Here is a 19022-nt window from a genome sequence, read left to right on the forward strand (position 1 = left end):
CGACTTCGTCGCCGATCGCGGGACAAGCCACGCTCCTACGGGCAGTGCATCAAGCCTTCGCGAGCGAGCGCGCTCCCACAGGCTTTGTACTTGACCCAATACCAGGCGACGCCGCAGAAATCGTGTGGGAGTGAGCTTGCTCGCGAAGACTGGTTTCCAGCCTCTGCATCTCGACTGGCTGTAACCGGCCCTTTCCCGGCTGAAGCCGGTCCTATAGACGCTGCGAACGGGGCGAGTGTCCAAAGCCGGCTCGCCCTGTTCATCAGCGATCAGAACGTCAACCGGCTCAGGACTCAACGCCAGTCGCGATTGACCGGGCGGACGTGGTGTCGACCAACGAAAAGCCAGTCGATGAACACCACAAAACTTTCGATCACCAAGGAGAACAGCAGCGCGCAGGCAAGGCCCCAGCCGATGACTTCCGGCGACAGCAGCACCTGCCATGTGTAGCCATTCCAGGTTTCCGCACGAATGTCAGGGTCGGCGGCGGTCAGGACGTGATAAGCGCGTGCGTACCACGGGCCCTGTAGCGCCAGCCACTCGCGGTCCAGCGTCTGAGTGCGCGTCAGCAGGTTATTGATGTTGTTGGCATCGGTGCGAAACACCGGGTCTTCGCTGCTGCGATAATGCTGAATCAGCGCCTGCACATCGCCGTTGAAGAAACGCTGCGCGGTCTCGTTGTAGCCGCGAAGGGCCTGCTGGGCTTCCATCAGATGCGCTTCTACCCGCTTGCTGTAATCACTGATGAAGCCGGGAATCTGCACGCCGATCAACAGGCCCGCCGTGAACAACACCAGTCGCAGATAGCTTCGCAGCATAGATCCCTCTCTTTCAGGTTCGCCCTTGGGCCACGCATTCGCCGCGGCGCCAGAGGCTCCAGTGACCTGGCTCGTAGCGATTCCAGGTCTCGTTTTCGGTCAGCGGCTCGGTGGCGATCACGGTGACCACGTCATTGGGCGTGGTTTCAGCCTGAAAATCGACGATCACATCGACATCCTTCAGGCGGGCCGGACCGAACGGCGCTCGACGAGTGATGTGCACCAGCTTGGTGGAACAAAAACAAAATAGCCAGTCGCCATCACTAAGCAGTCCGTTGAACACGCCCTTGCTGCGGTATTCATTGCAGGCTTCGACCAGCGTCGGCAAAAGCTGTTCGATCTCGACTGGTTCGGGGAACGCCTCGCGGATCCGGTTGAGCAGATCGCAGAATGCAGCCTCGCTGTCGGTATCGCCGACAGGCCGGTAAAACGTGGCGCGGGGATGAAAATCCGCCAGCTGGCCGTTGTGGGCAAAGCACCAGTTGCGCCCCCACAGCTCGCGCACGAAAGGATGGGTATTGGACAGACAGACCTTGCCGACATTGGCCTGGCGAATATGCCCGATGACCACTTCACTCTTGATCGGGTAACGCTGCACCAGCTGCGCCACCTCGGACTCGCTGCTGGCCGCGGGATCCTGGAACAGCCGCAACCCGCGTCCTTCGTAGAAACCGATGCCCCAGCCGTCACGATGCGGACCGGTACGCCCGCCGCGCTGCATCAGCCCGGTAAAGCTGAACACGATGTCGGTGGGTACGTTGGCACTCATGCCCAGAAGTTCACACATGGTCAGGTCTCGGTACGCTCAACGGCGCATGGCCCTACTGAAGCGCGCTGCCTGCAAAAACGGGGATCTGGCAACACAACGCGCGATTTCGACGGATGGATCGTGCAGAAGCGGCACAACGGTGCCGCGCATTACAGCTTGGGTTCGACCCGATAGCGTCCGCCATTATTGCCGACTGCAGGCTGACTGGCCGGTGCGCCCGGCTCAGGGACGTATCGCCCGTTACCTTCTGCGGCATACCGTTCATCCTGCTGCTTTTGTTCGGCAGCCGCTTGGGCAGCCGCGGCTTCGGCGTGTGCCTGACGGGCCTTTTTCTTGCGCAGAAACGGCAGGCGAATCAGTGCGAAGATGACATAGAGCCCCAGCGCGACAGCGCCGTAAGTGGCCAGATCAAGCACCGCTTGCCAGACGATGTTGCCGACCTTCAAGGCCAGGTCCAGCACGCTGATCGCCAGCGCCGGAGCGTAACGTTCCTTGACCGGATCGATGACAGTCGGGCAGAACAGCAGCACAGCGCCGATCACGCGCAAAGGTTCGCGCAGGTAGCGCCACATCCAGCCGGTCAGCTTGAACCACACCAACAGACAACCCAACGCAGCGAATGCGTAAAGGCCCCAGGCAATCAGATAGTCGTTGTCGGTCATGACGTCCGTGGTAAGGCAGGTAAAGAGGCGCTTATGATAACGACTTTTCGCACGCCTAGCTTCCCCGGCTTCAGTTATCGGGCTGCAGCGTCCTGACGCCGCGTCCCGCGCCGGCCGACCCCACTTGAGAGAGCCCCGCATGCCATCTTCCCATAACACCCCGAGCGCCCCGGTTGCCCGCAAGGCGGACGGCGCCGATCCGTATGCCTGGCTGCAGAACCGCGACACCGATGAGGTGCTCGACTACCTCAAGGCAGAAAACGACTATCAGGAGCAGCAACTGGCCGATCAGCAGGCGCTGCGTGAAACGCTGTTCCAGGAAATCAAAGGGCGCATTCTCGAAACCGACCTGTCGCTGCCTTCGCCGTGGGGGCCGTATCTGTATTACACCCGCACCACCGAAGGCGACGAGTACGCACGCCATTATCGCTGCCCGCGCCCGGCCGACGACTCGCAGACGGTCGATGAAAGCGCCGAAGAGCTGTTGCTCGACCCCAATGCACTGGCCAATGGGGGCTTCTTTTCACTGGGCACGTTCAGCATCAGTCCGGACCATCAACGTCTGGCCTACAGCTTGGACACCAGCGGCGAAGAGGTCTATCAGCTGTACGTCAAGGAACTGAGCAGCGGTGATGTCATCGGTCTGCCGTTCGAGGACTGCGATGGCAGCATGACGTGGGCCAACGACAGCCGCACGCTGTTCTTCGGCGAACTGGATGACACCCATCGTCCGCACAAGCTGTACCGCCACACGCTGGGCAATGATTTTGCCGATCTGGTGTTCAACGAGCCGGACGGGCGTTTCTTCCTGCATTGCTATCGCAGCAGTTCCGAACGTCAACTGGTGCTCGCGCTGGACAGCAAGACCACCAGCGAGGCCTGGGTGCTGGACGCGAGCAAGCCGGAGCAGGCGTTCGTCTGCATGGCCCCGCGCAGCGAAGGTCACGAATATTCGGTGGACCACGGTCTGGTCGATGGTGCGTGGAGCTGGCTGATTCGCAGTAACCAGGCGGGCATCAATTTCGCCCTGTTCCATGCGCCTGAAAGAGCGGCCGGCGTGCCGGAGCGCAACGACTGGCAGACGCTCGTGCCGCACAGCGAGTCAGTCATGCTCGACGGCTTCAGCCTCAATGCCAAAGGCCTGACCCTGAGCCTGCGCGAAGACGGTTTGCCCATCGTCGAAGTACACCCACAAGGCCTGCCGGCTTATCGCGTGCAACTGCCGGATGCGGCCTACAACCTTTATGTGCAGGACACTCTTGAATTCGAGAGCGACAAGATCCGCCTGCGCTATCAATCCCTCAATCGCCCGCCACAAGTGCGTCAACTGACCCTGGCGACCGGCGAGCAGACCGTGCTCAAACAGACGCCGGTACTGGGCGTCTTCGATGCCGATGCCTACGTCAGCCAGCGCCTGTGGGCCACCGCCGCCGATGGTACGCAAGTGCCGATCAGCCTTGTCGTCAAACGTGAACGGGTGGGTCAGACGGTTCCGCTTTACCTCTACAGTTATGGCGCCTATGGCGAGAGTCTCGATCCATGGTTCTCTCACGCACGCCTGAGCCTGCTGGATCGCGGCGTTGCGTTCGCCATTGCCCATGTGCGCGGCGGCGGCGAACTGGGCGAGGCCTGGTATCGCAACGGCAAGCAGGAGCACAAGCCCAATACCTTCAGCGACTTCATCGCCTGTGCCGAGCACTTGATCGCCGAGCAGCTGACGAGCGCCGAGCAATTGGTGATCAGCGGCGGCAGCGCGGGCGGCCTGTTGATCGGTGCAGTGGTCAATCAGCGACCTGAGCTGTTCAAGGCAGCGATCGCCGAGGTGCCGTTCGTCGACGTGCTGAACACCATGCTCGACCCCGAACTGCCGCTCACCGTCACCGAATACGACGAGTGGGGCAACCCGCAGGAGGCCGATGTCTACCAGCGCATCAAGGCTTATGCGCCATACGAGAACGTCACGGCGCAGAATTACCCGGCAATGCTGGTGATCGCCGGCTATAACGACAGTCGGGTGCAGTATTGGGAAGCGGCCAAGTGGGTGGCAAAATTGCGCGACCGCAAGACCGATGACCATCTGCTCTTGCTCAAGACCGAACTGGGCGCCGGGCACGGCGGCATGAGCGGCCGTTATCAGGGATTGCGTGACGTGGCGCTCGAATACGGGTTTATCTTCAAGGTATTGCATCTGGCCTGAGGAACTCCCTCGCGGCCCTTTGTCATATCAGACACATCCCGGACAGCGTGTGGTCCGGGAGCCGTTTTCATGTAAGCAAACGCTTTTTTCATCAAGACACTCACCAAGAACCTGCCATGCCCACACCGTCGTCACTGAACAATGAAATTCGCGAAATGCTGATGGATTGCGGTCTCTTCCTGGCATTGAGTCCCGCTGACTTTTCGGCCGCCGCGGGCTACTTCAGCATCAGCAGCATCGAAAAAGGCGAAGCCATCTTCAACGAGGGTGACGCGGGTACGTTCATGTGCATCATCCACTCGGGCACGGTGTCGGTGCAAAAGCTCAACGGCGACGGCAAGCCGGTTGAAACCGCGGTCTTGCGCAGCGGCCGGGCGTTCGGCGAAATGGCCGTCCTGGACGGCGAACGACGTTCGGCCAGTTGCGTTGCCGCCTCGCCCTGCTATCTGCTGAATCTGGGCAAGGACTCGCTCGACAAGATGCTTAACGACGCGCCCAAAGTCGCCGCGAAGATCATCCGCGCGATTGCGGTCGCCATGTCGAAGCGTCTGCGGATGATGGACGGACAGGTGTTGGCGCATCAGGAATGACGCGCCGGTCTTGAGTCTGTCAGGCCGGAGAATTCAGAAACGCCCGTAAATTCATGTAGGAGTGAGCCAGCTGTTTTTAACGGCCCCCGATCAACGACGTGACGCCCGACGCTTTCCCGGCTGAAGCCGGTCCTACGAAAAGCTCGCAGCGTCTGTAGGACCGGCTTCAGCCGGGAAGAGGCCGATGCATGCTGTGGAGTTGGAGCGGCAGGAAATCAGCCATCGCGAGCAAGCTCGCTCCCACAACTTTTGTGGCCTGGCTCGATACCCGTCGGCGCCGCATTACCTTGTAGGAGCGCGCTTGCCCGCGAAGAGGCCGGCACCTTCACAGCCCTCTGCACTGGCTGGAACACCGCCCTCACAAACACATCGCTTGCGCAAAACTTTACTAAAGCGCCACGGCATTCAAGGGCTCGGCTTGGCCGGCGGCGGCAATCCCGGCAGCGGCTCGTCCTCTTTTGGCGGTCCTGGCTGGGGAATCTTCGGCAACAACGGCGGGTTGCCCTGCCCTCCCGCGCGCGGCACCGACGGCGGCGTGACTTGCGGGTAAGGCGTCGGCGTGGCGGTTCCGGGTGAGCCGGCCGTCGCGGCAATCGGCTCAGGGGTGTTGAGGATCGGCTGCAGATTTTCGGCATAAACCTGCGATGCACCCAGCATCGTCAAGACAATCGCCGCTAGAATGGAGCGCTTCATCGTTGGCCTCCACTGCCAATGTTCGCTGTTCCGCTCAGGCTACTCCTGCGCAACGCATCATGCTCAGACAAATTGACGCGTACGCCCAGCCTTCCCATGAGTTCTCCATGAAACGTTTCGTTCTGCTCGACACCACTCCGATCCCTGATAACGGCGGCGCCCTGTGCCTGTTCGAATACGGCGAGGATTTCGTGATCAAGATTCAGGGCGGCGACGGTGGCCAGTTGATGAACACGCGCATGCACGGATCCGAGGACGCGCTGGCGCAGATACCCTGTACCAAAGTCGCTTCGCGGCCCAAACCTCGAGTGCTGATCGGCGGCCTTGGCATGGGCTTCACACTGGCCTCGGCCCTCAAACATCTGGGCAAGAACGGCGAAGTGGTTGTCGCCGAACTGGTGCCCGGCGTGGTCGAGTGGAACCGCGGTGCCTTGGGTGAGAAATCCGGTAATCCATTGCAGGACCCACGCGCGAAGGTGCTCGTCCAGGACGTCGCGCAGGTGCTGAAAAGCAAGCCTCATGGCTTCGACGCCATCATGCTCGACGTCGACAATGGTCCCGAAGGCCTGACGCAAAAGTCCAACAGTTGGCTGTACTCGGCCGGTGGCCTGGCCGCTTGCGCCAGTGCCTTGCGCCCCAAAGGCGTGCTGGCGGTGTGGTCGGCCAGCGCTGATGCCGCCTTCAGCGAGAAGCTGCGCAAGGCCGGATTCAAGGCCGAAGAGGTCAAGGTCTACGCCCACGGCAACAAAGGCACGCGCCACACGATCTGGATCGCAGAAAAAGTCAAAGGCTGAGCCCACAGCAAAGCGCTAGAATTCCTCCATTGCCAACGCACACGAAACAGGTGACACCATGAGTTCGGGAACGCCGACCAACACGTCCAAGCTGGACCGCATCCTTGCCGACGCCCAGCGCGATCGCGAAATGGGCTATCGCGACAAAGCCCTGCGCATGTACCCGCACGTCTGCGGCCGCTGCGCGCGGGAGTTTTCCGGCAAGCGCCTGAGCGAGCTGACGGTCCATCATCGCGATCATAACCATGACAACAACCCTCAGGACGGCTCCAACTGGGAATTGCTCTGCCTGTATTGCCACGATAACGAGCACTCTCGTTACACCGACCAGCAGTACTTTTCCGACAGCTCGCTGATCACGCCCAAGGCCGCCAAAGCGACACACAACCCGTTCGCCGCCCTGGCCGGTCTGATGAAGAAAGATGAATGAACCTGTCGCAGTGCGCTGGCCCGCGACGCGCTCGTTCGGCCGACACAACCTAGTCGCCTGATCCGGACAATCACCGGCGAGCGCGCTCCCACGCGTTCGCTGAGCCCCGCCTTCCCGTATAATCCCGCGCTTTCTCTCAAGAGCACCCTTCTCCGTGGCCAACAAACGCTATGCCTGCATCGGCTTGTTCAACCCTAAATCCGCGGAAAACGTCGGTTCGGTGATGCGCGCGGCAGGTTGTTACGGCGTGGCATCGGTGTTCTACACCGGCAAACGCTACGAGCGGGCGCGGGACTTCGTGACCGACACCAAGAAAATCCATCAGGACATTCCGCTGATCGGCATCGACGACCTGAAAAAGATCATCCCGCTGGGCTGCGTGCCCGTGGCGGTCGAACTGGTGGACGGCGCGCGGGCGCTGCCCGAGTACACCCACCCCGATCGCGCGCTGTACATCTTCGGCCCTGAAGACGGTTCGCTGGATAAAGAGATTCGCGACTGGTGCGAGGACGTCGTGTACATCCCGACGACCGGCTGCATGAACCTGGCTGCAACGGTCAACGTGGTGCTTTACGACCGCATGGCCAAAGGCAACAACACCCGCTCCGGTCCGAAGTTTGGCCGGGAAACCGACCGCACCTGATCGGCAGGTGATGACAACGCATTGAACAGTTCGTGTTTGTGACAGTCAGCTTTAGGGACCTTACTCTTCATGGAGAACGCATCATGAGCGACACCCCGATCATTGAACGCATCGAACGTCCTTTGCATGATTACCCACAACAGAACGTCCAGGGCTGGGAGCGCATCGGCTCGCTGGCCGGTGGTGTGCTGATGATGGGCAAAGGCCTGCGCCGGGGCGGGATTTTCGGTCTGGTGCAGTTGGCCATTGGCGGTGCGGTGCTGGCGCGAGGCATCACCGGCCATTGCTCAGCCAAAGCCCTGCTGGACAAAAGCCGCAACGAAATGGACGTGGCCCGTGCCCGGATCCATGAAGCCGGCGCCGAACTGAGCAAACTCAAGACCAAAGCCGAAGTCGCTGCAGAAGAAGCCGTGGTTCAGAGCATCGACGCCGTCAAAGGGCCGAAAGGCGTCTGAGCCAGGCTGACGAGCTGTCGACGCGGTGACTGACAGGCGCAGCGTCCGGGTCAGCCAGGCGTCAGCGGTGCGTGTCGGAGGTCTACGCTTCGGACACAACCGCTGGCGCTGCTGCCAGATGATGCGTCAGGATCAACCGGCGCGGAAAATCAGATAATCCTCCCAGTCGTCCTCGGCCACGCTCTTTTCACTGAGCATGCGCCCTGACTGGGAAATCCCTTCTTTGTGAACCTGCTCGCGGTCACCGCACACCAGATGGTGCCAATGCGGCAAATCCTTGCCTTCGCTGACCAGCCGATAACCACAGGTCGGGGGCAGCCATTTGAATTCATCGGCCTGACCCGGCGTCAACTGAATGCAGTCCGGCACCCACGTGCGGCGATTCGGGTAATCGGTGCACTGGCACGTCTGCAGATCCAGCAGTTTGCAGGCGATACGCGTGTAGTAGACGCTGCCGTCGTCCTCGTCCTCCAGCTTCTGCAGGCAGCACAATCCACAGCCGTCACATAGCGACTCCCACTCGACCGGATCGAGTTGAGCGAGGGTTTTGCGTGTCCAGAACGGTTCGACTTTTGCGGTCATGATGGCTGCGAGAACTGCTTTCGGGCGATGAAAAGGTCGCCAGTCTAGAGCTACATCGCAGCCGGGCCAACCCTTGGCGACTGTCGGTCCCGCCAGCGGCGCCGCAAACAGGGCGCAGGCTTGTCAGCTGCCCTTTGGCGCAGTAGCTTTAGGCCCTCACTGGCTCCCTGCAAAGCCGGTGATCGCGCATCACCTCGGTTTCGACGATGCCTGCCGTCAACGGCCCATCTGATTGTTCTTACCCCGGCCGTTCAGCGGCTGGCGGTTTACTCAACTCTTCAGGATCAGACATACATGAGCGCCAACCCACGCGTTGCCGATTACGCCATTCACCCGCAGTTCACCGATCGCTGGTCGCCTCGCGCCTTTACCGGCGAAAGCATCCCGCAGGAAACCCTGCTGAGCTTCTTCGAAGCCGCGCGCTGGGCGCCTTCTGCTTATAACTCGCAACCGTGGCGCTTTTTGTACGCCCGTCGCGACACCCCGAACTGGGAGCGTTTCCTTGGCCTGCTCAACGAGTTCAACCGCGGCTGGGCGCAGCACGCGTCGGCGCTGGTGATCATTATTTCCAAGACCACCTTCACAGCGCCCGGCGCCAGCGAAGAAACGCCCGCGCTCTGGCACACTTTCGACACCGGATCGGCATGGGGCCACCTGGCGCTGCAAGCAAGCCTGAGCGGCTGGCACACCCACGGCATGGCCGGTTTCGATCAGGAACTGACTCGCAAGGAGCTGAAAATCCCCGAAGGCTACGCGCTGCACGCCGCAGTGGCGATCGGCAAACTGGGGGACAAAGCGACGCTCGCCGAATACTTGCAAGCACGCGAAACCCCGAGCCCACGCCGCCCGCTGGCCGAACTGGCCGCTGAAGGGGATTTCACGCTGTAAGACGGCGTCCGGGCAGACCCAGCAGCGCGTTTGTCCGGGTCTGGCCGACCGTCGACAGTCCGTCGCCGCATCAATAGCCTTTCACGAAATCCACTTCGCCGCGCAGTGCTTCGCCTGCGCCGTATGCCTTGAGGTTCTCGACGAATAACCGGGTCATCGCCACCGGCGAGGTGGGCCCGGAGCTGTGCCCCGTGAGCAGCAGCCCCCACGCCGTCCAGAAAGGATGGCGTTGCGGCAGCGGCTCCTGACGGCACACGTCGATCACCGCGCCCGCCAGATGACCCTCTTTCAGCGCATTGACCAGATCGGCGTCGACCACCGCTACGCCTCGCCCGACGTTGATGAACAGCGCCGAGGGCTTGAATCGACTGAACAGGCTGGCGTCGTAGACGTCGTGAGTTTGCGGCGTGTTTGGCAGCAGGTTGATGACAAAGTCGACCTCCCCCACCAGGCGCGGCAGATCGCTCAGCGTACCGACTTCGACGAACGGCGCCTGGGTCCGGGCGCTGGACGCTACACCGTAGACTTCGACGCCAAAGGGCTGCAGAAAACGGGCGACGCTGACACCGACATCGCCAGTGCCGACGATCAGCGCCTTGCGCCCCGCCAGACTCTGGCTCGGACGATCGTCCCACTTGCGCTCGACCTGACTGACCAGACGCGCCAACACTTCGCGCTCGTGAATCAGCATGTAGGTCAGCACGAACTCGGCCATGACCTGCCCGAAAATGCCGACGGCGCGGGTAAGCCGATACTCGCGATTCAGGCCGGCCGCCAGCAGCGGCGTGATCCCTGCCCAGGTGGATTGCAGCCATTTGGGTTTGTGGCCCTGGCGCAGCAGATTGGCCAGCAGATCAGGCTGACCCAGCCAGATCGGCGTCTGAGCGGCCATTTTCGACAGTTCGGCGGAGTCGCCGCTGCTCAGGACTTCAATCTCGGGAGCGGCTTTGCGCAGCAGTTCGGTGTAAATAACGTAATCGTGTTCGGCGATCAGAACGCGCATGGATTAAAACTCGAATAAACAGGACATGCGACCGCACGATGCGAAACCGGCTGCCTTGATGATAAGTGGCAGCCAGTCGCGCCGCGCTGCGGTCCGGTGTACCCCTGCGATGAATTGCAGGGTCGAAATCGGTCAGACCGGGTCGTTGCGACGCAATAGCTCTTCGGGCAAATGCTCGATGTATTCGTCCTCGGCCGGCGGCATCTGCAGGTGATAACCCTGCTTCTCGAGGTTGGCCAATACGGTGTGAATGTCTTCGCGGGCCAGGGTGCGCTCAGGCGTCAGGACCAGATCGAAAGCGTGCTGCGGCTTGCCGAAAGCGCTCAGCAACTCGACCGGGACGCGCTCCAGCGCATCGCTCTTGAGCACGTAGAGGTACATTTCGTTCTTGCGCGGGCTGCGGTAGATGGAGCAAATACGTTTCAAGGCTGTTCTCCGGCGTTGGCCAGGCTGTCGAGCAGCATCTGGCCCATCAATTCGCGGCGCCAGCCACGCAGCGAATCGGGCAGTTGATAGGGACCGTCAGGGAAACCGGTCTTGAGCAATGCTTCGAGGGTCTTCTTGCGCAGCATCAGCTCCGGCGCCATGTCCAGGCGTTCGGCTTGCTGCTGGCCAATGGCGCGCAGGCTCTTGAGCACATTCGAAGCTTCGATCGGCAGCGGCTCGGGCAAAGCGGGCGGCCACAGATCGGGTGACACGCTGCCGGCTTTCTTGATCAGGTCGAGCAGAAACTCGCCATCCTGACGCACGGTCTTGGGATGCATGTCTTCAATTTTTGCCAGCGCGGCGAGATTGTCCGGCTGGGTCTTGGCCAGCGGCCAAAGCGACTGTTCGCGCAGGACCCGGTTGCGCGGCTGATTGCGCAGACGCGCCTGTTGTTCACGCCAAGCGCACAGTTCACGCAGCACTGCCAGTTGCGCCCGGGACAGCTTCCACGCCAGCTTGGCCTCGCGATAAACCTGATAAGGATCGGTTTCGCGGCGCAGATTGGCGACCAGCTCGGCGCCGTCCTCCAGCACCCAGGCATACTTTTCTTCGGACAGGCGCGGGCGCAGCAGGCTGTAGACCTCGGCCAGGTGCACGGCATCTTCGGCGGCATAGCTGATCTGAGTGTCCGAGAGCGGACGCTGCAGCCAGTCTGAACGGGTTTCGCCCTTGGGCAGCTCGATGTTCAGCACTTCCTGCACCAGACGCGAATAACCCATCGAGAACCCGAGGTTCAGATAAGCAGCGGCCAGCTGAGTATCGAACAACGGCGCCGGCAGGCTGCCGGTCAGGCGCAGAAGAACCTCCAGGTCCTCACTGCAGGCATGAACGACTTTGATGACGTCGGCATTTTCCAGCAGCTCGGCAAGCGGTTTCCACTCGTTGATCAGCAACGGGTCAATCAGAAAGGCACGCGAACCATCGCCGATCTGCAACAGGCCGGCAATGGGATAGAAGGTGTCGACGCGCATGAATTCGGTGTCGAGCGCTACGAACGGCAGCGTCTGCCACTGAGCGCAATGTTGGGCGAGGCTGTCGTCGTCGCGAATCCAGTGAATATCGATGGCCACACGGCTCTCCCTTGAAGAATGGCGCGCAGTATATATCGCTGAAAGCGTTTACCGGGCATCCGTCCTGCAAGTCTCGAACAACTTCATGTTCGATGTTTCTCGATCGAGCGCGTAATGGCGACCGTCCATCGGATCATCCACCCTGCTTGCGCAGGATGTAGACGCGTCGCAACCCGTAGCCTGGGAAGAAGTCGTGATGGTCGACTATCTGGAAACCCGCCCGCGCGAATTCTGACTCTATTTCGCTGCGGCACACGACGAACCGGTTCCGTGGGGGAACTGCCGCATCATGCTGGCTTCGCAGCTGGCGGTTGCGGCGCCACGCCTTTATGTTGCCATCGACCCATATCGATACGATGGCTGTATCACGCGTCACCCGATGGAACTCGTCGAGCACTTCGGCGCGTTTATCGCCGTCGGCCAGATGATGGAACAGCCGCATGCAAAAGATGCAGTCGACAGCGTTCGCCGAAAGATCAATGGCAAAGGCCGAACTTTGAAAGGTTCGCACGCGCCTGCGCACCTCCTCCGAAGACTGCGCTTCGGCCCTTTGCAGCGTGTCCACAGATGGGTCCGCAGCCAGAATCACGCGATTGGCATGCTCGGCCAGCACCGGCCAGAAACGCCCGGAACCGGCCGGCAGGTCAAGCACCAGCCCCGGCTCACCGGCATCGCGCAGTGCTCGACGGGCCATTTGCGCGTTGCGCCACAGACTCAGACGGCGGGCCAGTCCAGGCTCGGATGGCCGTTCGCAGTGTTGCAGCCGGGAGGGATCGCTCGCCTGATCATTCATTGGCCAGTACCCCATCCGTATAAATCCCCCGGCAGCCGGCAAACATATCCAGCGCCGGGTTATAAACGCTGGTATTCACTTTCAACAGACCCAGCATCGAGTGGAACAAGTTGTCCTGACTCAGCGGGGCGTCGCGTTCTTTCTGCAAGCAATGGGTATCAACAGCGAAGGACTGCTGATAATTATCGGAGAACCAGGCAATCATCGGCACATGTTTTTGTTGATCAGGCGCCAGCATATAAGGTGTGCCGTGCAGGAAAAGGTTGTACTCGCCCAGCGACTCGCCGTGATCGGACAGATACACCATCGCCGTGTCCACTTTATTCTGATTGCTGCGCAAGATATCGATCAGGGACGCCAATACGTGATCGGTGTACAAGAGCGTATTGTCGTAACCATTGACGATACTTTCCCGCGTGCAATTATTCAGCGCGTTACTTTCACACACCGGCGTAAACTTCTCGAACTCTTTAGGGTAGCGCTTGAAGTATTCAGGACCATGGCTGCCCATCTGGTGCAATACGAGCACCGTGTCTTTGCTCAGGTTGTCGATGAAACTCTGCAAGCCCTGCAACAGGATTTCATCGCGGCATTCATTGTTCGAGCACAACACCGGGTCTTTCAGGTTACTGACGTCCTGCAGCGTCACACGATCGCAAGTGCCTTTGCAGCCCGACTGGTTGTCGCGCCAGACAACGTCCAGACCGGCGCGTTTGAGCACATCGAGCATGCCCTCCTCATTTTTCGCAGCACTGGCATCGTAGTCCTTGCGGCCCATGTTGGAGAACATGCAAGGCACCGAGACGGCCGTTTCGGTACCGCAGGAGTGCACATCGGTGAACGTCAGCAAGCCACGTTCCTTTCTCAACTGCGGCGTCGTATCGCGGCTATACCCCAGAATACCGAAGTTCTCGGCGCGGGCACTTTCCCCGACGACCAGCACGGTCAGCGACTTGCGCGTGTGCGCCTGCCATTCGCTGGCCAGTGTCGCATCCTGACCGATACTGACAAAAGGACGCTGAGCGGACTTCACCTGCTCCCCGAGGTAACCGATGGACGCGCCGATGTAGTTGCTCGGCACGACCATCAAGCGCAGTTCATGGTGGTTGCGAAACAGCGATGAAAGCCCCTGATAGTTCATCAGCGCGACGCCACCGATCACACCGGCACACACGACGGTGACGAGGGCCTTGCTGACCAGCTCGCGGGGCCAGCGGCGGTAATTGACCGGCAGTCTGTAGATGATGATCGACGGTAACACGCCGAGAAACAGCAGGTACGCCCCAAACTTAAGCGACAACAGATCACGCACTTCGGTCGCATTGGTTTCGGCGAAGTTACGAAACATGCCCGAATCAATCAACACGCCATACTGGCTCATGAAATAAGTGACACCCGCACTGATCATGAATAAAACAATCAATACCGGTTTCAATACTCTCTTGAACGCAAACAGGGTCAGAAATATATTGAAGGCACAGAACACCATGACTGCAAAAGCGCCACGCAACAAGAGCCCCTTACCGTTCACGTCGGTAATGGAAAACAGGTGCTGCCAGAGTGTCAGGTTAAAAGCGACCAACAAAAAGACACTGGCGAGCACGGTCACGCGCTCAGGACGGACAGCTTTTACATTGAGCATGGGAATCTGCTTTAGGTGAAGTGAGAACGTCGAACGCACAAATAAAGCTCTTTCGACGTTGCAAACTTTAGGCAGCGAGCCATCAATTTTTTGTGAAAAGAATGAGAACAAATGGTGCGGTTGAACATTCTTTCTAGCGCGAAGATTCTTTTAAGGACGAACGGCTCGCACTCAGGGTCGGGCGCCTCGGCGTGTACTCATAGCTGCCCACCGAGCGCGCAGCAAACGAAGGCCGCATCGCCCGGCGACGGATCGGCGACTACAGGGTATGGGCGGACCGTTGAGGTGCCGCGACGATGCCCGCCGACACGGTCTGCTCGCCGGTCAGCGCATCCTCGATGATCATCTGCGCCGCTTTTTCAGCAATCATCACCGTGGGTGAGCAGGTGTTCCCCGATGTGATCGTCGGCATGATCGACGCATCAACCACTCGCAAGCCGGGCACGCCGTGCACGCGGAGACGTTCGTCGACGACGGCGTCACGCCCCTGCCCCATCTTGCAGGTGCCCACCGGGTGGAAGATGGTGGTGCCGATCAGGCTGGCCGCTTCACGCAACTGCTCGTCTGTCTGCAGGCTTTCGCCGGGCAGATATTCAACGGGCTCGAAGCTCGCCAGAGCGGGCGCGCGGGCGATGCGGCGAGTAAGGCGAATCGCGTCCGCAGCGACTTTCAGGTCGGTTTCGTGGCTCAGGTAACGCGGGCGGATAACAGGCGCCGCATCGGCCAGCGCGGAACGGATCTCCACGGTTCCACGGCTCTGTGGACGCAGGTCACACACAGACGCCGTGAACGCCGGAAATCCATGCAGCGGCTCGCCGAAGCGTTCCAGGGACAACGGCTGCACGTGGTATTCAAGGTTGGCCGTGGCTTGCTCCGGCCCAGAGCGGGCGAAGGCGCCCAACTGACTCGGCGCCATTGCCAGTGGTCCGCTGCGGTTGAGCGCGTAGCGCAGGCCCATGTTCATCTTGCCCCACAGACTGCCCGCCATCTGATTGAGGGTGTGGCCGTTGCTGACCTTGTAGATCAGCCGCAATTGCAGGTGGTCCTGAAGGTTCGTGCCAACGCCGGGCAACTCAAGGCGAACGTCAATGCCCAACTTTTCCAGCAAGGCGCGCGGGCCGATGCCTGAACGCTGGAGCACCATCGGCGAGCCGATTGATCCGCAGCACAAAATGATCTCTCGACGGCTTCGCAACGTGCGCAGTTGCTTGCCGATGCTGGCGACGACAGCGCTGGCGCGCCCCTTGTCGAATTCGATGCGCGACACTTCGGCGCCAGTGAGCACGGTCAGGTTGGGCCGTTGCAGGACCGGCCGCAAAAACGCCTTGGACGCATTCCAGCGCACACCGCGACGCTGATTCACCTGAAAGTAGCTGCAACCTTCGTTGTCGCCGCCATTGAAGTCCGGAATCGAGGGGATGCCGGTCTGCGCCGCCGCCTCGCGGAAGGCGTCCAGTAATGCCCAGGACAGGCGCTGCTGCTCGACGCGCCACTCGCCCTGCGCACCATGCACGTCAGAGCCGCCGGCGTAATGGTTTTCCGAACGCTTGAAAACTGGCAGCACCTCCTGCCAGCCCCACCCCTTGTTGCCCTGCGCCGCCCACTCGTCGTAATCCCGCGCCTGGCCACGCATGTAGATCATCCCGTTGATCGACGAGCAGCCGCCCAACACCTTGCCTCGCGGGTAGTTCAATGCCCGCCCGCCCAGCCCTGGTTCGGCTTCGGTCTTGAAGCACCAGTCGGTGCGCGGGTTGCCGATGCAGTAAAGGTAGCCAACCGGCACATGTATCCAGGCATAGTTGTCCTGGCCGCCTGCCTCGAGCAGCAATACACGATGGGATGGATTCTGTGACAGTCGATTGGCCAGCAGACACCCTGCCGGGCCTGCGCCAACAATGATGTAGTCGTACAGCACACTGTCCGTCTGCATGGGTCCCTCATCGATGTTTTTGTTGTTATCGAAGGGTCATCCTGAAGTCTTTCGTGACAAAACAAAAGACCGCCGCATGTTGCCATGGGCGGTCTCTCGATACGTCGCAACGCTTTCAGCGCAGGCTCAATGAGCCCGCGAGTCAGAAAGGCCGCTTACACCGCGCTGCGACGGTAGCTGCGGTAGTTCGGCATCCAGAAGTTGCGCTCGATCGCCTCCACCAGCATTTCCTCGGTGGTTTCCAGCGCCACGCCTTCAGCCTGCGCCTGCTTGGCCACGGCCAGTGCGATCTTCTTGCTGACCTGCTGGATTTCCTTGAGCGGCGGCAAGACGGCGTCACCTTTACCGGTGACCATCGGCGAGCATTCGGCCAGCGCATTGGACGCTGCCATCAGCATTTTGTCGGTGATGCGCGTGGCTTTCGCCGCGACCACACCCAGGCCGATGCCCGGGAAAATGTAGGAGTTGTTGCACTGCGCGATGTGGAACGTGCGATCGCCCACCGTCACCGGCGCAAACGGACTACCGGTTGCGACGAGGGCATCGCCGTTGGTCCAGGTCAGCACTTCCTGCGGGGTGACTTCCACCTTCGAAGTCGGGTTGGACAGTGGCATCACCAGCGGCTTGGCGCAGTGTTTGTGCATTTCGCGGATGACTTCTTCGGTGAACAGGCCGCGCTGCCCCGACACACCGATCAGCACGGTCGGCTTGCCGTGGCTGACCACTTCCAGCAGGCCCGGATAGCCCTCGCCGCTCGACCAGCCGGTTACGTCTGTGGCCTTTTGTGCCAGGTTTTTCTGGAAGTCCAGCAGGTTGTCCATGCTGTCGGTGAGCAGGCCGAAACGATCGACCATCATCACGCGTTTGCGCGCTTCGGCTTCGCTGAGGCCTTCAATCACCATCGCGGCGATGATGTGCTCCGCAATGCCACAGCCTGCCGATCCTGCGCCCAGGAACACCACGCGCTGCTGACCCAGGGTCTCGTTCTTGGCCTTGCAAGCGGCGAGCAGCGTGCCCACCGCCACCGATGCGGTGCCCTGGATGTCGTCGTTGAAGCAGCACAGCTCGTCGCGGTATTTCTCCAGCAACGGCATGGCGTTAGTCTGGGCGAAGTCTTCGAACTGCAGCAACACATCCGGCCAGCGACGCTGAACAGCCTCGATGAACAGCGCGATGAAGTCTTCATACTCCTTGCCGGTCACGCGCTGGTGGCGCCAGCCCATGTACATCGGGTCGTCCAGCAGCTCTTGGTTGTTGGTGCCTACATCCAGCACGATCGGCAGCGTGTACGCCGGGCTGATACCACCGCACGCGGTGTACAGCGACAATTTGCCGATCGGGATGCCCATGCCGCCGATGCCCTGATCGCCCAGACCGAGGATGCGCTCGCTGTCAGTCACCACGATGATCTTGATGCGATCTTTCGTGGCACTGCGCAGGATGTCGTCGATGCGATCACGCTCAGGGTAGGAAATGAACAGGCCGCGGTGGGTGCGGTAGATCTTGGAGAATTCCTGACACGCCTGACCCACGGTCGGGGTGTAGATGATCGGCAGCATCTCGTCCAGGTGCGAATCCAGCAGGCGGAAGAACAGTGTCTCGTTGTTGTCCTGGATCGAACGCAGATAAATGTGCTTGTCCAGATCACTTGCGCACTGCTGGTACTGGTTGTAGACGCGAGTCACTTGCTCTTCGATGGTCTCAACGTTCTGCGGCAAGAGGCCGACCAGATTGAAATCGATACGCTCCTGCGGCGTGAATGCGCTGCCCTTGTTGAGCAGCGGCATTTCCAGCAACGAAGGGCCTGCGTAGGAAATGTATAAAGGTCGCGAGGTCTTGGTCATTTTCAGTGATCGCCTTTTCTCTGTTTGCTCTATCAATTCGTGATCGAAAGGATGCCCCGGAGGTCGGTATTGCACGACGCTCGACGCAGGATCCGTCCGAAGAAATGGGGAGGTGAAAATCAGGGTGCCTATCTTACTCGCCTGAGGACGATTGCGACATTTTGTCACTGCCCGATTGCGAAATGATGGCCAGAGAAAGGAAGGTTGAACAGTGAAACTGTTGTCAGCTGGAAACGCACGGCACCTGGCGGTCACTCGGTAAACGCCACATGCCGCACGCGATCTTATTTGGCAAGGTAATACTGAAGGCAGTCACTCATGTAGCGTTCCTGAACGACCGAAACAGGCTGGTCAGAGTTGGCCTTGTACACGTTGTCGCCGATTGCCCTCGTCATCCGAGGCATCCACGGTTCCGGATGGGCGACGTTGTCGAAGCTCACCAGAAAATCCCGGCGAGAATGGCCCGACAACATATTCTCTTGAGCCAGCCCCGCGACACTGCGACCCCACTTACAACGAGCGACGTAACGATCGTCCAGACTCGAAAAATCATCGTCGGCCATTACACACAGCGAAAAAGACATCAGCAAACCCATCTGAAATACGCATGACTTCTGCATCACAACGCCCGCCGAATTGGTCGATTACCCCTTGTAAAACACCGCCGTTGTGCCCGAGTTCAATAGGTTTTGCAGTGCAGGCAGGCGTCATTTCTGGCGTCAGAAACTAACCT

At 60.3% G+C, this 19022-nt stretch carries 20 protein-coding genes; 7 read left to right on the plus strand and 13 right to left on the minus strand.

What is annotated here, in order from left to right:
- Window positions 1–293: 293 nt before the first annotated feature.
- The 3 genes from QRN36_RS00005 to QRN36_RS00015 all read right to left on the minus strand — a co-directional run bounded on the left by QRN36_RS00005 (window position 294) and on the right by QRN36_RS00015 (window position 2249).
- The gene (locus QRN36_RS00005; RefSeq protein ID WP_285422305.1) at window positions 294–818 is read right to left on the minus strand and encodes a DUF2937 family protein; all 525 of its coding nucleotides are present in this window, start codon (window positions 816–818) and stop codon (window positions 294–296) included.
- A gap of 13 nt (window positions 819–831) precedes the next feature.
- Window positions 832–1605 carry a class II glutamine amidotransferase gene (locus tag QRN36_RS00010; RefSeq protein WP_285422306.1) on the minus strand — a complete coding sequence of 258 codons (774 nt, stop codon included), beginning with the start codon at window positions 1603–1605 and terminating at the stop codon, window positions 832–834.
- Window positions 1606–1736: 131 nt separating this feature from the next.
- Window positions 1737–2249, minus strand: a complete 513-nt coding sequence (locus QRN36_RS00015) for an MFS transporter (RefSeq protein ID WP_285422307.1) — start codon at window positions 2247–2249, stop codon at window positions 1737–1739.
- A gap of 139 nt (window positions 2250–2388) precedes the next feature.
- On the opposite strand from QRN36_RS00015, the gene QRN36_RS00020 reads away from it, so the two are divergent.
- The gene (locus QRN36_RS00020) at window positions 2389–4446 is read left to right on the plus strand and encodes a S9 family peptidase (protein ID WP_285422308.1); all 2058 of its coding nucleotides are present in this window, start codon (window positions 2389–2391) and stop codon (window positions 4444–4446) included.
- Window positions 4447–4562: 116 nt separating this feature from the next.
- Window positions 4563–5036 (plus strand): Crp/Fnr family transcriptional regulator, encoded by a 474-nt coding sequence (locus QRN36_RS00025; RefSeq protein WP_285422309.1) that lies wholly within the window; start codon window positions 4563–4565, stop codon window positions 5034–5036.
- Window positions 5037–5441: 405 nt separating this feature from the next.
- Here the strand turns inward: QRN36_RS00025 and QRN36_RS00030 are convergent, their stop codons facing one another.
- Window positions 5442–5729, minus strand: coding sequence for a hypothetical protein (locus QRN36_RS00030; RefSeq protein WP_285422310.1), 288 nt, complete (start codon window positions 5727–5729; stop codon window positions 5442–5444).
- Between the two features lie 107 nt (window positions 5730–5836).
- On the opposite strand from QRN36_RS00030, the gene QRN36_RS00035 reads away from it, so the two are divergent.
- The 4 genes from QRN36_RS00035 to QRN36_RS00050 all read left to right on the plus strand — a co-directional run bounded on the left by QRN36_RS00035 (window position 5837) and on the right by QRN36_RS00050 (window position 8051).
- On the plus strand, window positions 5837–6523 hold the full coding sequence (locus tag QRN36_RS00035; protein ID WP_285422311.1) for a spermidine synthase: 687 nt from the start codon (window positions 5837–5839) through the stop codon (window positions 6521–6523).
- A gap of 58 nt (window positions 6524–6581) precedes the next feature.
- Complete coding sequence (locus QRN36_RS00040) at window positions 6582–6953, plus strand: YajD family HNH nuclease (protein WP_285422312.1); 372 nt, start codon at window positions 6582–6584, stop codon at window positions 6951–6953.
- Between the two features lie 154 nt (window positions 6954–7107).
- The gene (locus QRN36_RS00045) at window positions 7108–7596 is read left to right on the plus strand and encodes an RNA methyltransferase (RefSeq protein WP_093463580.1); all 489 of its coding nucleotides are present in this window, start codon (window positions 7108–7110) and stop codon (window positions 7594–7596) included.
- A gap of 83 nt (window positions 7597–7679) precedes the next feature.
- Window positions 7680–8051 carry a DUF2892 domain-containing protein gene (locus QRN36_RS00050; RefSeq protein ID WP_285422313.1) on the plus strand — a complete coding sequence of 124 codons (372 nt, stop codon included), beginning with the start codon at window positions 7680–7682 and terminating at the stop codon, window positions 8049–8051.
- Window positions 8052–8183: 132 nt separating this feature from the next.
- Here the strand turns inward: QRN36_RS00050 and QRN36_RS00055 are convergent, their stop codons facing one another.
- Complete coding sequence (locus QRN36_RS00055) at window positions 8184–8633, minus strand: YcgN family cysteine cluster protein (protein ID WP_285422314.1); 450 nt, start codon at window positions 8631–8633, stop codon at window positions 8184–8186.
- Between the two features lie 294 nt (window positions 8634–8927).
- On the opposite strand from QRN36_RS00055, the gene QRN36_RS00060 reads away from it, so the two are divergent.
- Complete coding sequence (locus tag QRN36_RS00060) at window positions 8928–9521, plus strand: nitroreductase family protein (protein WP_285422315.1); 594 nt, start codon at window positions 8928–8930, stop codon at window positions 9519–9521.
- A 70-nt stretch (window positions 9522–9591) separates the two neighbouring features.
- Here QRN36_RS00060 and QRN36_RS00065 read toward each other — a convergent pair whose 3' ends face one another.
- The 8 genes from QRN36_RS00065 to QRN36_RS00100 all read right to left on the minus strand — a co-directional run bounded on the left by QRN36_RS00065 (window position 9592) and on the right by QRN36_RS00100 (window position 18873).
- Window positions 9592–10524: a D-2-hydroxyacid dehydrogenase gene (locus tag QRN36_RS00065; protein WP_285422316.1), complete on the minus strand. Its 933-nt coding sequence runs from the start codon at window positions 10522–10524 to the stop codon at window positions 9592–9594.
- Between the two features lie 132 nt (window positions 10525–10656).
- The gene (locus QRN36_RS00070; RefSeq protein ID WP_093463565.1) at window positions 10657–10950 is read right to left on the minus strand and encodes a YcgL domain-containing protein; all 294 of its coding nucleotides are present in this window, start codon (window positions 10948–10950) and stop codon (window positions 10657–10659) included.
- The gene (rnd, locus tag QRN36_RS00075) at window positions 10947–12080 is read right to left on the minus strand and encodes a ribonuclease D (RefSeq protein ID WP_285422317.1); all 1134 of its coding nucleotides are present in this window, start codon (window positions 12078–12080) and stop codon (window positions 10947–10949) included. The genes QRN36_RS00070 and rnd overlap by 4 nt, the downstream gene beginning before the upstream one ends.
- A 133-nt stretch (window positions 12081–12213) precedes the next feature.
- Window positions 12214–12873, minus strand: a complete 660-nt coding sequence (locus QRN36_RS00080) for a class I SAM-dependent methyltransferase (RefSeq protein ID WP_285422318.1) — start codon at window positions 12871–12873, stop codon at window positions 12214–12216.
- Window positions 12866–14515 (minus strand): phosphoethanolamine transferase, encoded by a 1650-nt coding sequence (locus QRN36_RS00085; protein ID WP_285422574.1) that lies wholly within the window; start codon window positions 14513–14515, stop codon window positions 12866–12868. The genes QRN36_RS00080 and QRN36_RS00085 overlap by 8 nt, the downstream gene beginning before the upstream one ends.
- Before the next feature lie 259 nt (window positions 14516–14774).
- A complete protein-coding gene (locus QRN36_RS00090) occupies window positions 14775–16445 on the minus strand; it encodes a GMC family oxidoreductase (RefSeq protein WP_285422319.1) in 1671 nt (556 codons plus the stop codon).
- Between the two features lie 155 nt (window positions 16446–16600).
- Window positions 16601–18289 (minus strand): NAD-dependent malic enzyme, encoded by a 1689-nt coding sequence (locus QRN36_RS00095; protein WP_285422320.1) that lies wholly within the window; start codon window positions 18287–18289, stop codon window positions 16601–16603.
- A 284-nt stretch (window positions 18290–18573) separates the two neighbouring features.
- Entirely contained in the window at window positions 18574–18873 is a 300-nt protein-coding gene (locus QRN36_RS00100) for a hypothetical protein (protein ID WP_285422321.1), read from the minus strand.
- Window positions 18874–19022 lie beyond the last annotated feature (149 nt).

The organism is Pseudomonas sp. efr-133-TYG-103a (genome assembly GCF_030209235.1).
Taxonomy (GTDB): Bacteria; Pseudomonadota; Gammaproteobacteria; order Pseudomonadales; family Pseudomonadaceae; genus Aquipseudomonas.

What these genes read in the sequence shown, in the direction of transcription:
- QRN36_RS00090 (WP_285422319.1), bottom strand. Translation starts at nt 16,445, where the DNA reads ATGCAGACGGACAGTGTGCTGTACGACTACATCATTGTTGGCGCAGGC.
- QRN36_RS00100 (WP_285422321.1), bottom strand. Translation starts at nt 18,873, where the DNA reads ATGTCTTTTTCGCTGTGTGTAATGGCCGACGATGATTTTTCGAGTCTG.
- QRN36_RS00020 (WP_285422308.1), top strand. Translation starts at nt 2,389, where the DNA reads ATGCCATCTTCCCATAACACCCCGAGCGCCCCGGTTGCCCGCAAGGCG.
- QRN36_RS00015 (WP_285422307.1), bottom strand. Translation starts at nt 2,249, where the DNA reads ATGACCGACAACGACTATCTGATTGCCTGGGGCCTTTACGCATTCGCT.
- QRN36_RS00065 (WP_285422316.1), bottom strand. Translation starts at nt 10,524, where the DNA reads ATGCGCGTTCTGATCGCCGAACACGATTACGTTATTTACACCGAACTG.
- QRN36_RS00085 (WP_285422574.1), bottom strand. Translation starts at nt 14,515, where the DNA reads ATGCTCAATGTAAAAGCTGTCCGTCCTGAGCGCGTGACCGTGCTCGCC.
- QRN36_RS00035 (WP_285422311.1), top strand. Translation starts at nt 5,837, where the DNA reads ATGAAACGTTTCGTTCTGCTCGACACCACTCCGATCCCTGATAACGGC.
- QRN36_RS00055 (WP_285422314.1), bottom strand. Translation starts at nt 8,633, where the DNA reads ATGACCGCAAAAGTCGAACCGTTCTGGACACGCAAAACCCTCGCTCAA.
- QRN36_RS00010 (WP_285422306.1), bottom strand. Translation starts at nt 1,605, where the DNA reads ATGTGTGAACTTCTGGGCATGAGTGCCAACGTACCCACCGACATCGTG.
- QRN36_RS00030 (WP_285422310.1), bottom strand. Translation starts at nt 5,729, where the DNA reads ATGAAGCGCTCCATTCTAGCGGCGATTGTCTTGACGATGCTGGGTGCA.
- QRN36_RS00040 (WP_285422312.1), top strand. Translation starts at nt 6,582, where the DNA reads ATGAGTTCGGGAACGCCGACCAACACGTCCAAGCTGGACCGCATCCTT.
- QRN36_RS00005 (WP_285422305.1), bottom strand. Translation starts at nt 818, where the DNA reads ATGCTGCGAAGCTATCTGCGACTGGTGTTGTTCACGGCGGGCCTGTTG.
- QRN36_RS00080 (WP_285422318.1), bottom strand. Translation starts at nt 12,873, where the DNA reads ATGAATGATCAGGCGAGCGATCCCTCCCGGCTGCAACACTGCGAACGG.
- QRN36_RS00025 (WP_285422309.1), top strand. Translation starts at nt 4,563, where the DNA reads ATGCCCACACCGTCGTCACTGAACAATGAAATTCGCGAAATGCTGATG.
- QRN36_RS00060 (WP_285422315.1), top strand. Translation starts at nt 8,928, where the DNA reads ATGAGCGCCAACCCACGCGTTGCCGATTACGCCATTCACCCGCAGTTC.
- QRN36_RS00095 (WP_285422320.1), bottom strand. Translation starts at nt 18,289, where the DNA reads ATGACCAAGACCTCGCGACCTTTATACATTTCCTACGCAGGCCCTTCG.
- QRN36_RS00050 (WP_285422313.1), top strand. Translation starts at nt 7,680, where the DNA reads ATGAGCGACACCCCGATCATTGAACGCATCGAACGTCCTTTGCATGAT.